The 12103-nt window shown below is 72.4% G+C and carries 10 protein-coding genes; 6 read left to right on the top strand and 4 right to left on the bottom strand.

Annotated elements, in window-relative coordinates:
- Positions 1 to 48: 48 nt before the first annotated feature.
- From ACIRG6_RS11205 to ACIRG6_RS11185, 5 genes are all read left to right on the top strand, one after another.
- Entirely contained in the window at positions 49 to 240 is a 192-nt protein-coding gene (locus ACIRG6_RS11205; protein ID WP_318214275.1) for an SPOR domain-containing protein, read from the top strand.
- Positions 241 to 292: 52 nt separating this feature from the next.
- Positions 293 to 715, top strand: coding sequence for a (deoxy)nucleoside triphosphate pyrophosphohydrolase (locus tag ACIRG6_RS11200; RefSeq protein WP_364818880.1), 423 nt, complete (start codon positions 293 to 295; stop codon positions 713 to 715).
- 117 nt (positions 716 to 832) lie between these two features.
- Positions 833 to 1279, top strand: coding sequence for an ATP-binding protein (locus tag ACIRG6_RS11195; RefSeq protein ID WP_364675993.1), 447 nt, complete (start codon positions 833 to 835; stop codon positions 1277 to 1279).
- Between the two features lie 270 nt (positions 1280 to 1549).
- Entirely contained in the window at positions 1550 to 4210 is a 2661-nt protein-coding gene (locus ACIRG6_RS11190; RefSeq protein WP_403322162.1) for a SpoIIE family protein phosphatase, read from the top strand.
- 240 nt (positions 4211 to 4450) lie between these two features.
- The gene (locus tag ACIRG6_RS11185; RefSeq protein ID WP_403322160.1) at positions 4451 to 5536 is read left to right on the top strand and encodes a glycoside hydrolase family 18 protein; all 1086 of its coding nucleotides are present in this window, start codon (positions 4451 to 4453) and stop codon (positions 5534 to 5536) included.
- A gap of 15 nt (positions 5537 to 5551) precedes the next feature.
- On the opposite strand, the gene ACIRG6_RS11180 is transcribed toward ACIRG6_RS11185, so the two are convergent.
- The 4 genes from ACIRG6_RS11180 to ACIRG6_RS11165 are packed head-to-tail and all read right to left on the bottom strand — an operon-like array spanning position 5552 to position 9414.
- Positions 5552 to 6319: a succinate dehydrogenase/fumarate reductase iron-sulfur subunit gene (locus ACIRG6_RS11180; protein ID WP_403322157.1), complete on the bottom strand. Its 768-nt coding sequence runs from the start codon at positions 6317 to 6319 to the stop codon at positions 5552 to 5554.
- Complete coding sequence (locus ACIRG6_RS11175; protein ID WP_365020145.1) at positions 6316 to 8253, bottom strand: fumarate reductase/succinate dehydrogenase flavoprotein subunit; 1938 nt, start codon at positions 8251 to 8253, stop codon at positions 6316 to 6318. The genes ACIRG6_RS11180 and ACIRG6_RS11175 overlap by 4 nt, the downstream gene beginning before the upstream one ends.
- A gap of 16 nt (positions 8254 to 8269) precedes the next feature.
- Entirely contained in the window at positions 8270 to 9103 is an 834-nt protein-coding gene (locus tag ACIRG6_RS11170) for a hypothetical protein (RefSeq protein WP_318214281.1), read from the bottom strand.
- Between the two features lie 20 nt (positions 9104 to 9123).
- The gene (locus tag ACIRG6_RS11165) at positions 9124 to 9414 is read right to left on the bottom strand and encodes a hypothetical protein (RefSeq protein WP_225632201.1); all 291 of its coding nucleotides are present in this window, start codon (positions 9412 to 9414) and stop codon (positions 9124 to 9126) included.
- A gap of 321 nt (positions 9415 to 9735) precedes the next feature.
- Here ACIRG6_RS11165 and ACIRG6_RS11160 point away from each other — a divergent pair, with 321 nt between their 5' ends.
- Positions 9736 to 11970 carry an ABC transporter family substrate-binding protein gene (locus ACIRG6_RS11160; protein WP_403322155.1) on the top strand — a complete coding sequence of 745 codons (2235 nt, stop codon included), beginning with the start codon at positions 9736 to 9738 and terminating at the stop codon, positions 11968 to 11970.
- The last annotated feature ends 133 nt before the right edge of the window (positions 11971 to 12103 follow it).

Here is a 12103-nt window from a genome sequence, read left to right as displayed (position 1 = left end):
CGGCGGGCGGGGCGTGACGAGGGCCGCGGTGGGAAGCGGAGGGGCGCGATGAACGACAGCACGGTCACTCTTCCCTGGCTGGTCTTCCGCCAGGACGACAACGGCAATCGCTATCGCGTGGGCCGGTACGCGACGCGGGCCGAGGCCCAGAACGTCGCGGACACGCTCGACGGTCGCGGTCACAAACAGCTCTACTGGGTCGAGAAGCTCGGCCCGAACACCGCCGGCCCGGCCGACTGACCGGGCGTACCGCCGCGTCGTCGGACACCGCGGGGCAACTAGGCTCCGCTGCATGACGGAACGGATCGTGGTGGGCGCCGCGCTGGTCGACGGCGGGCGCCTGCTTGCCGCACGGCGCAGCGCGCCGGCCGAGCTGGCCGGGCGCTGGGAGCTGCCCGGCGGCAAGGTCGAAGCGGGCGAGACGCCCGAGGCGGCCCTCGTGCGTGAACTGCGCGAGGAGCTCGGCGTGGCGGCCGAGACCGGCGAGCGGGTCCCGGGGCAGTGGCCGCTGAGACCCCCGTACGTCCTCCAGGTGTGGACCGCCCGCCTGCTGCCCGGCTCCCCCGCCCCCGAACCCCTCCAGGACCACGACGCCCTGCGCTGGCTCACCCCCGGCGAGATCTGGGACGTGCCGTGGCTCGACCAGGACGTGCCGGCGGTCGAGCGGGCGCTCGCGCACCTGACACCCGAGGCGAACGACGCGCGGGGCGCGTAGGGGGAGCCGGTGCGGGCGCCCCCGTACGCCGCCGGTGCTTCCATGCGCCCGCGGGTCTCCAGGTGCCCTCATGGACGGTAACGGGCCCCTGATGTCGGGTATGAGCCCATTGACCCCATGAAACCGGACATCGTGGGGTTGCCGGCCGGGGAAGTGATCGGGGTGATCGGGACCGAAGGCGACCGCGTCGAATGGGTCTTTCCCGGGGAGCCGGGCGCCGTGCGGACGGCGCGCTCCCTCGTCCGCGACCGGCTGCGCGGCTGGGACCTCGACAGTGTCGGCGACATCACTGCCCTGCTGGTCAGCGAGCTGGTCACCAACGCCCTGCGGCACGCCACCGGCCCCATCGGCGTCCGTCTCGTACTCCGCCCCGACGGCCTGCACGGCGTCCTGCTCGTGGAGGTCTCCGACCCGCTCCCGGACCTGCCCCGCGAACGTGCCGCCCGGCCCGAGGACGAGGGCGGCCGGGGGCTGCAACTGGTGGCCTCCTCCGCCCGCCGCTGGGGTACCAGGCCAGGTGGGACGGGCAAGACGGTCTGGTTCGAACTCGCGCTGCCGGAGTGACGGGGTGACGGCTGCGCCGAAATGTCCCGACATCCGGTACCGTCCCGTCGGCCGACCGGTTCAGGCCAGTGGCAGTTGTCGGCGTACGTGATTCGATGCCGTGTCCGCTGGTTAGAAGACTGGAAGTGTTGTCACGGTCCGGACCGAAAAGCATCGGGACCGTGCTGTGATCGTGAACACCGTGTTGTGCGGCGCCGTAGTGCTGGATACTGCGGGCAGCCGCCCCCGGTGACCGGTGCCGGGTGTGGTGAGCTGGAGGGGACGGTTCGCGTGAGCGAGATACCAGCGAGGGCCACGGGGTCCGAGGGTCCGTCGGCCGCTGCCGGGGCCGGCGCCGCGGGCGCTGCCGGGGTCCCGACGGGCACCGGTCCCGGCGGCGGCCTGTCCGGTGACGCGCCGTCCGGTGACGCCGTGTGGCAGAGCAGCCCGCCCGGCTCCATGTACGACTACATCAAGGTCGCGTCCTTCTCCATCGGACCCGACGGCCTCGTCGACCAGTGGAGCCTGCGCGCCGAGCAACTGCTCGGCATCCCCGCCGAACACGCCGTCGGCACCGACCCCATCGAGACGTTCATCGACCCCGACCTGCGGGAGCGGGGCCAGCGCAAGATGGCCGAGATCCTCGACGGCCGCGAGTGGACCGGCGTGGTCCCCTTCCGGGCACCGGCCGTCGCGACCGAGGACGGGAAGCGTGAACGCCGCGGGCCGCGCGGGCTCGCCGAGGTGTACGTCATGCCGACGCGGACGGAGGACGGCGAGAAGGCCGCCGTCTGCATCGTCGTCGACGTCCGCACCCTGCGCAGCATCGAGACCGACCTCGCCGCTTCGCAGGCCATTTTCGGCCAGTCTCCGTTCGGCTTCCTCCTGATCGACTCCGAGCTGCGGGTGCGCCGCGCCAACCAGCGGTTCGCCTCCATCTTCGGCGGCACACCCGACACCCACCGGGGCAAGGGCGTCCACGACTACCTGTCGCGCGCCGAGGCCGACCGGGTCTCCGCCACCCTGCGCCGGGTGCTGGAAACCGGCGAGTCCATCACCGACATGCACGTCACGGGCTTCGTGCCCGGCTCCGACGAGCGCCGCCACTGGTCCGTCAACCTCTACCGGGTGCACAGCGGTTCGGGGCGGCCCATCGGCATCGCCTGGCTCGGCACCGACATCACCGCCCGCCGCGCCGCCGCCCGCGAGGCCGCCGCCGCCCGGCGCAACCTCGCCCTCCTCAACGACGCCGGCGCCCGCATCGGCAACTCCCTCGACCTGGAGACCACCGCCCGCGAACTCCTCGACGTCGTCGTGCCCGGCTTCTGCGACCTGGCCACCGTCGACCTCTACCAGGGCCTGCTGGCCGGTGACGAGACGCCGCCCGGCCTCGCCGACGGCAGCGCCGAACTGCGCCGCGTCGCCTTCTCCAGCGCCGTCTCCGACGCGCCCTTCCACGGCGCCGGCGAGCGGGTCAAGCTCGGCGCCGTCCACCACTACCCCTTCAACTCGCCCTGCGCGGACGCCCTGCGCACGGCCCGCCCGCGCACCGTGCCCGCCGAGGACGGCGGTCTCGTGCAGTCCACGCTCGCCGTCCCCATGGTCGCCCACGACACGGTCGTGGGACTCGCGCAGTTCGCCCGGACCAAGGGCAGCGAGCCGTTCGGGGACCGCGACCGCGACCTCGCCGTGGAACTGGCGGCGCGGGCCGCCGTCTGCATCGACAACGCCCGCCTCTACCGGCGCGAGCACGAACGCGCGCTGATCCTCCAGCGCTCCCTGCTCCCGCCCGGCGACCCGGAGGCCTCCGGACTCGACATCGCCTGCCGCTACCTGCCGGGGAACGCGGCCACCGACCGGCCCAGCGAGGTCGGCGGCGACTGGTTCGACGTCATCGAACTCCCCGGCCACCGCACCGCCCTGGTCGTCGGCGACGTCATGGGACGCGGACTGCGCGCCGCCGTCGCGATGGGCGAACTGCGCACCGCCGTAAGGACGCTGGCGCAGCTCGACCTCGAACCGGCCGAGGTGCTCTCCCACCTGGACGAGATCGCCCGCGGCCTCGGCGCCCCCGGGGGCGTGCAGCAGGCGACGCGGGCGGCCCGCCGCCCCCGCGAGGCCGACCTGTCCGAGGTCTACCTTGCGACCTGCGTCTACGCCGTCTACGACTCGGTGACCCGGCGCTGCACCTTCGCCAACGCGGGCCATCTGCCGCCCGTCCTGGTCGAGCCCGGCGAGTCCGCGCTGATGCTGGACGTCCCGCCGGGCCTGCCGCTCGGCGTCGGCGGCGAGCCCTTCGAGGAGGTGGAGGTCGAACTGCCCGAGGGCGCCCTGCTCGCGCTCTACACGGATGGACTGGTCGAAAGCCGCGATCACCCCCTGGACGAGGGCCTGCAGGCCTTCGTCGGCGCGCTCACCGATCCCGCCCGGCCCCTCGAGGACGTGTGCGACCAGGTCCTCAACACCCTCGACAGCCACCACGGCGAGGACGACATCGCCCTGCTGATGGCCCGCGTCCAGGGACTGCCCGCCGAGTCCGTCGGCGACTGGACCCTGCCGCGCGAGCCGCGCAGCGTGGGCCGGGCCCGCGAGTACGCCCGCGCGCAGCTGCTCAGCTGGGACATGGAACCCCTGGTCGACACCACCGAGCTGCTGGTCAGCGAGCTGGTCACCAACGCGCTGCGGTACGGCGAGGGCGAGATCAGGCTCCGCCTGCTGCTCGACCGCACCCTGGTCTGCGAGGTCTGGGACTCCGGCCTGGTCCAGCCCCGCCGGCGCCGCGCCCGCGACACCGACGAGGGCGGCCGCGGCCTGCAACTGGTCGGGCTGCTCAGCGCCGCCTGGGGCTCACGCCGTACGCCGCACGGGAAGACGGTGTGGTTCGAGCTGCCCCTGCCGGGCGACGACACCCCGCTGACCGACCCGGCGGAGGCCCTGCTGAGCCTCTTCTGACGCGCCCCGGCGTCGTCCGGGTCCGGGCGCGCCGGGCGCGGCGGATCCGGGCGTACCCGGCGAGCAGCAGCGCCGCCCCGGCCGTGACCAGGGGCGGCACCAGGTCGGCGGAGATCATCGCGAGACACCCCTGACCGCAACCGGAACACCGGTTCGAGTCGTCCCCGGTGGCAACACGCTCGGAGCGTATGCGCCGGAACCGGCCACCGCGACCGGGGACGGCCACAGGGAGGGGACACCGTGGAGGACACGGAGCCGACAACCACCGAACCGGCAGCCGCCGACGGCGATCAGACTCCCGAGGGGCCGCCCGCAGGAAAGCGAAGGCTCCGCCGCATCCGCCGCACCGCCCTCGTCGTTCTCCTCGTCCTGCTCGTCCCCCTCCTCACCGCCGAGACCGCCCTGCGCGTCAACTACATGGGCGACCCCGCCGACGGCACCTACACCAGGAACCGCGACGCGATCTGGCTCGGCCACGCCTGGGTCGACGGCCGCAAGGACGACGCGGACGTCACCGCGCTCGCCCGCCGCCTGAAGACGACCGGCATCCGCGACCTGTACGTCCACACCGGCCCGATGGAGCACGACGGCACCCTGCCGAAGTCGCTGTACCCGAAGGCGCGCTGGTTCACCGACGCCGTGCACCGGGAGATGCCCGGTGTCCGCGTCCAGGCCTTCCTCGGCGACGTCCTCGCCACCGAGAGCCCCGACGGCATGCGGCTGGAGAAGGCCGCCACGCGGGCCGCGGTCGTCCGCTCGGCCCGCCAGGTCCTGGACGTCGGCTACGACGGTGTCCACCTCGACCTGGAGCCGCTCCACTCCGGCGACCGGAACTACCTGTCCCTCCTGGACGACGTGCACGCGGTGACCCGCGCCGAGGGCGCGCAGCTCTCGGTGGCCGCCCACCAGATCGACCCGCTCCCCGCCTTCCACTCCTTCTGGGGCACGGTCGCCGGACACCCCAAGTGGTGGTCGCAGGAGTTCTTCGGCCAGGTCGCCCGCCGGGTCGACCAGATCGCCGTCATGTCGTACGACACCATGCAGCCCCTGGAGAGCCTGTACGGCGGCTACGTCGCCCAGCAGACCTCCCTCGCCCTGGAGGTCACGCCGCCCACCACGCACCTGCTGATGGGCCTGCCCTTCTACCACGAGAACCGATTCGGCCACTGGAATCACGCCGAGACCGTCGCCGCCGCCGTCCGCGGCGTCCGCCTGGGCCTGTCCCGCACGGACGCCGACCGCGCCCGCTTCGGTGTCGCCGCGTACATCGACTTCGCGGCGACGGAGGAGGACTGGACGGCGTACCGCGAGGGCTGGGTGCGCTGAGCGGGCCGCGGAGCTCTAGGATCGGCGCCTGATCTTGGAGCCCAGCCACACCAGCGGGTCGTACTTGCGGTCCACGGCCCGCTCCTTCAGCGGGATCAGCGCGTTGTCGGTGATCCTGATGCCCTCGGGGCAGACCTCCGTGCAGCACTTGGTGATGTTGCAGTAGCCGAGGCCGTGTTCGTCCTGGGCCGTGCGTTTGCGGTCCAGGCCGGCCTCCGGTGCCGCGTCCAGCGGGTGCATGTCCAGCTCGGCGACCCGCATGAGGAAACGCGGACCGGCGAAGGCCGGCTTGTTCTCCTCGTGGTCGCGGACGACATGGCAGGTGTCCTGGCACAGGAAGCACTCGATGCACTTGCGGAACTCCTGCGAGCGGTCCACGTCCTCCTGCATCATCCGGTACTCGCCCGGCCCGAGGTCGGCGGGCGGGACGAACGACGGCACCTCCCGGGCCTTGGCGTAGTTGAAGCCGACGTCCGTCACCAGGTCCCGGACGACCGGGAAGGCCCGCAGCGGGGTGACGGTGACCGTCTCCTCGCGGCCGAAGACCGACATGCGGGTCATGCACATCAGCCGGGGGCGCCCGTTGATCTCCGCCGAGCACGAACCGCACTTGCCGGCCTTGCAGTTCCAGCGCACGGCGAGATCGGGGGCCTGGGTCGCCTGGATGCGGTGGATGATGTCGAGGACCACCTCGCCCTCGTTCACCTCGACGCGGAAGTCCTCCAGTCCACCGCCCTCGGTGTCGCCCCGCCACACCCTGAAGCCGGCCTCGTAGCCGCTCATTCGGACAACTCCTCCTCGGCGAGGTACTTGACCAGCTCGTCCTTCTCGAAGAGGGCGAGCAGGTCGGGGCGGATGGGCTCGGTGGTCTGCCGCTCCAGGCTGATCTGGCCGCGCTCCGGGTCCGTCGCCGCCAGGCCGCCCGTCGGGTCGGCCAGGGTGCACAGCAGGTTGACCGGACGCCACCGGGGTTCCATCGAGGGGTGGTCCTCGCGGGTGTGCCCGCCGCGCGACTCGGTGCGTTCCAGCGCGGCCCGCGCCACGCACTCGCTGACCAGCAGCATGTTGCGCAGGTCCAGGGCGAGGTGCCAGCCCGGGTTGAACTGCCGGTGCCCCTCCACTCCGGCCCGGCGGGCCCGCAGCCGCAGCTCGGCGAGCTTCTCCAGGGCCTGCTTCATCTCCGGCTCGCGGCGGATGATGCCGACCAGGTCGTTCATCGCCTGCTGGAGTTCCTGGTGGAGGGTGTACGGGTTCTCCGGCGGCCCCTCGTCGGGCTGCTCCGTCTCGGCGGAGAACGGCCGCAGCGCCTCCGCGGCGGCGGCGGCGACCTGGTCGTCGTCCACCCGGGGCCGCTCACCGGCCTCCCGGGCCGCCGCGTACTGGGCCGCGTGCCGGCCCGCCCGGCGCCCGAAGACCAGCAGGTCGGACAGCGAGTTGCCGCCGAGCCGGTTGGAGCCGTGCATGCCGCCGGCCACCTCACCGGCCGCGTACAGCCCCGGGACCCCGCGCGCGGCGGCCGTGTCGGAGTCCACGGCGACACCGCCCATCACGTAGTGGCAGGTGGGCCCGACCTCCATCGGCTCGGCCGTGATGTCGACGTCGGCCAGCTCCTTGAACTGGTGGTACATCGAGGGCAGCCGGCGCTTGATCACCTCGGCCGGCATCCGGGTCGACACGTCGAGGAAGACCCCGCCGTGCGGTGAGCCCCGGCCCTCCTTCACCTCGGCGTTGATCGCGCGCGCCACCTCGTCGCGGGGGAGGAGTTCGGGCGGACGCCGGTTGTGGTCCGGGTCGTCGTACCAGCGGTCGGCCTCCTCCTCCGACTCGGCGTACTTCTCCTTGAACACGTCGGGGACGTAGCCGAACATGAACCGCTCGCCGTCGGAGTTCCGGAGCACCCCGCCGTCGCCGCGCACCGACTCGGTGACGAGGATGCCCTTGACCGACGGCGGCCAGACCATGCCCGTCGGGTGGAACTGCACGAACTCCATGTTCAGCAGCGGCGCACCGGCCAGTAGCGCCAGGGCGTGGCCGTCGCCGGTGTACTCCCACGAGTTCGACGTCACCTTGAAGGACTTGCCGATGCCGCCCGTGGCGATCACCACCGAGGGCGCCTCCAGGACGAAGAAGCGCCCCGACTCGCGCTCGTAGCCGAAGACCCCGGAGACCCTGTTGGCCTCCTTCAGCACCCGCGTCACCGTGCACTCCTGGAAGACCTTGAGGCGGGACTCGTAGTCCCCGGTCTCCCGGGCGTCCTCCTGCTGGAGGGAGACGATCTTCTGCTGGAGCGTGCGGATCAGTTCCAGGCCGGTGCGGTCGCCGACGTGCGCGAGGCGCGGGTACTCGTGGCCGCCGAAGTTGCGCTGCGAGATCCGGCCGTCCCCGGTCCGGTCGAACAGCGCGCCCCAGGTCTCCAGCTCCCACACCCGCTGCGGGGCCTCCTGGGCGTGCAGCTCGGCCATCCGCCACTGATTGAGGAACTTGCCGCCGCGCATGGTGTCGCGGAAGTGGACCTGCCAGCTGTCGCCGGAGTTGACGTTGCCCATGGCCGCGGCGATGCCGCCCTCGGCCATCACGGTGTGCGCCTTGCCGAACAGCGACTTGCAGATCACGGCCGTACGGGCGCCCCGCTCGCGGGCCTCGATCGCGGCGCGCAGTCCGGCGCCGCCCGCGCCCACCACGACGACGTCCCACTCCTGCCGGTCGACCACGGACATCAGCAGCCCTCACTCATCAGAAGAAGCGCGGATCGTCGAAGACACCGGACGCGACGAGATACACGTAGAAGTCGGCGAGCGCCACGCTCACCAGCGACGCCCAGGCGAGGGCCATGTGCCGGGCGTTGAGCTTCCCGACCAGCTGCCACATCCGGTAGCGCACGGGATGCCGGGAGAAATGCCTGAGCTTGCCGCCGACGATGTGCCGGCAGGAGTGGCAGGAGAGGGTGTACGCCCAGATCAGCACGATGTTCGCCAGGAACACCAGGGTGCCCAGACCCATGTGTCCCCAGGCGTAGTGCTCGTCGCGGAAGGCGAGCACGGTGTCGTAGGTGAGGATGCCCGCGACCAGCAGCGCCGCGTAGAAGAAGTACCGGTGGACGTTCTGCAGGATCAGCGGGAAGCGGGTCTCGCCGGTGTACCTCTTGTGCGGCTCGGCCACCGCGCAGGCCGGCGGGGACGCCCAGAAGCCCCGGTAGTAGGCCTTGCGGTAGTAGTAGCAGGTCAGGCGGAAGCCGAGCGGGAAGATCAGGATGATGATCGCGGGGGAGACGCCCCACCAGGTGCCGAAGAGCTCCCAGTTCGGACCGGCGCGCATCGGCTCGCAGTTCTCCGCCAGACACGGGGAGTAGAACGGCGAGACGTAGGGGGCCGCGTAGTAGTCGGCGTTCGCGAAGGCCCGCCAGGTCGAGTAGACGACGAAGGCCAGCAGTCCGGCGGCGGTGGCGGCCGGTGCCAGCCACCAGCGGTCGGTGCGCAGGTGCGGGGCGCGGATGGCGGCGCGCGTCGGGGCGTGCACGCCGCCGCGGGGACGGGGTTCCGTGTCGGGTGGTTCCGTTCCAGTGGCCACGGGTCGGCTCCGGGTCGGTGTCAGGGGGCGCGGCGGTCGCGGGCGCCGAGGCCCTCGTCGTCCGAGTCCGTCCACAGGGAGCCGTCGTACGGCGTGTCGGGGATCGGGACGAGGTCGGGCCGCTTGGCCGCGTCGGGGGAGGCCGCCGCCGCCCGCAGCAGCGCCACGCTCTCCCGCAGATGGTCGGCGTCGGTGCGGACCCGGCGCATCTCCAGGCCGTCGCCGCCGAGCTGCTGTGCCAGACGGCTCACCGACCGGGACAGGTCGTCGAGGCAGCGCTGGAGGGATGACAGGTCGTCGTGCACGGACATGACGTGACCTCACTTCCGTAGGACCCGGCACGCGGCCGGCCCTGGATGGCGACGTTCATGCGCCTGCGAGTGTCGCGCGTCACACCTGTCGCTGGGAAGGGACGTGCAGCGATTGGCCGGGGCGTACAGGTGCGCGATGCGGTGCGTTGCGCCGCACGGGTGGGCTTGAGCACCGTCACCGCCGTGTCTCCCCGTGTCGCCGAACCGTTTCCTCTTCAGTGGCCGGATACCGCACCAATACAAATGATCAACTCCATATACCGCAAAAGCGATCACCACGGACGTGATCACCACCCCCGCGGCCCACCGGAGGTAGCAGAGATGTCCCACGTCGGCGTCGGACCCCGCGCGGTCATGCGCTCGGTCGCCTTCCTCACCGCGGGTGCGCTCGCGCTCCCCGCGCTGGCCGGCTGCAGCTCGAAGGACCCGTCCGGGAAGCCGCTCGCCGGGCAGGACATCGCCCTCGCGGCCCGCGCCCGGATCGCCGACGGAGGCACCCTGCACTGGGCCGTGGACTCCGTGCCGGAGACCCTGAACACCTTCCAGTCGGACGCCGACGCCACCACGGCCCGCGTCGCGCAGGCCGTGCTGCCCTCGATGTACCGGACGGACGCGACCGGCCGCCCGGTGCGCAACCCCGACTACCTGGAATCCGCCAAGGTCGTCGACACCGAGCCCAAGCAGGTCGTCCTGTACAAGCTCGACCAGCAGGCCGTCTGGAGCGACGGCCGGGAGATCGGCGCCGCCGACTTCGCCGCCCAGTGGCGCGCCCTTTCCGGCCGGGACAGCGCCTACTGGACCGCCCGCAACGCCGGCTACGAGCGCATCGAGAAGATCGAGCGCGGCGACAACGACCTGGAGGTCAAGGTCACCTTCAGCCGGCCCTACGCCGACTGGAAGTCGCTGTTCACGCCGCTGTACCCGAAGGACGTCATGGGCACCCCGGACGCCTTCAACGACGGTGCCCGGCGCAAGCTCAAGGTCACCGCGGGGCCCTTCTCCCTGAAGAAGGTCGACACCAAGGGCGACGAGGTCGTCCTCACCCGCAACCCCCGCTGGTGGGGGGCCCAGCCCAAGCTCTCCGAGATCGTGCTGCGCGCCGTGCCGCGCGACAAGCGGGTCTCCGCGCTGGCCGGCGGCGAGATCGACCTGGCCGAGATCGACCCGGACACCGCCGAGCAGGTCGCGCTGGCCGCCGGGCCCCGGGACGCGGCCACGGGCACCGGCACCCCGGTCATGGGCGCGAGCGGCAGCCCGGCCCCGGGACCGGGCGGTACGCCGCTGCCCGGCCCGGACGGCAAGCGGTCCGCCGCCGACGACCTGCGCTCCTGGGCCGTCGCCAACGGCTCCGACGAGGACGCCGCCGACAAGGAGACCCTCGCCCGTGAGAAGCGCCGCGAGGCGGCGGAGAAGTACCGGCGCCGGCAGCAGGCCCTGAGCGGATTCGAGCTCCGCAAGTCGCTGGAGCCCGCCTACACCCAACTCGCCCTCAACGGCGCCGACGGCCCCCTCGCCGACGAGCGCGTCCGCCGCGCCGTCGCCCGCGCCCTGGACCGGAAGGCACTGGCCAAGGCGGTGCTGGGGCCGCTGGGCCTGCCCGCCGAGCCCGTGGGCAGCCACCTCGCCCTGGCCGGCCAGCCCGTGTACGCCGACAACAGCGGAGCGCTCGGCGGCCAGGACGCCAAGGAGGCCCGCGCCCTCCTCGCGGACGCCGGGTGGGTGTCCGGCGGTCCCGTGGACAAGCGGAAGAAGGGGGAGGAGGCAGCCGGCTCCGAGGGCGAGAGGACCAAGGAGGACAAGGGCGGCAAGGAGACGGAGAAGTCCGACGGTGGCGACGACGGCACCTACATCGTCGGCGAGGACAACAAGAACGACGACACCGACCGGGAGAGCGGCGAGAGGCACCGGAGCGAGAAGAACACCGCCCAGGGCGCCTACGCCCCCAAGGGCACCGCCGCCCCGGTGGGCTCGGCGGTGAAGCCGCTGGCCAAGGACGGCAAGGCCCTCACCCTGCGCTTCGTGCTCCCCTCCGGCCCCGGCTCCGAGGCGCTGCGCACCGTGGCCGACCGCATCTCCGACATGCTGAAGAAGGTCGGCGTCGGCACCGACATCACCAAGGTCTCCGACGAGAGCTACTTCAAGGACCACATCGCCTCCGGCGAGTACGACCTGGCGCTCTACTCCTGGCCGACCACCGCCTTCCCCGCCACCGACGCCCGCCCCATCTACGCCAAGCCCGTCCCGGCCGCCGACGGCTCCCTGAACGTCGCGCAGAACTACACCCGGGTCGGCACCGACCAGGTCGACCAGCTCTTCGACCAGGCCCTGGCGACGCTGGACGAGAAGGAGGCCCGCGACCTGCTGCGCAAGGCCGACTCGCGGATCTGGGCGGCGGCGGGCTCCATTCCCCTCTATCAGCGCCCCCAGCTGACCGCCGCCCGCGACAACCTCGTCAACGCGGGGGCCTTCGGCTTCGCCACCCCGGTCTACGAGGACATGGGCTTCCTGAAGAAGGGCGCCGAGGGCGCGCCGCGGTCGGCCGGCCCCTCGTCCTGACCTGGCTTCCCGGCCCCCGGACACGGCCCGGCAAGCCCCTGCCCTCGCGGCCCCGTACCATTGGGTGAGGCCGTGGCATGTATCGCCCGGCAGGCCCGCGTGACACGGACGTCCGCGAGGGCCGTCCTCACAC

Source organism: Streptomyces flaveolus (assembly GCF_044765825.1).
Taxonomy (GTDB): domain Bacteria; phylum Actinomycetota; class Actinomycetes; order Streptomycetales; family Streptomycetaceae; genus Streptomyces; species Streptomyces flaveolus.
The sequence above is the reverse complement of the archived record's forward strand: the minus strand, read 5'-3'. Positions and strand labels throughout refer to the sequence as shown.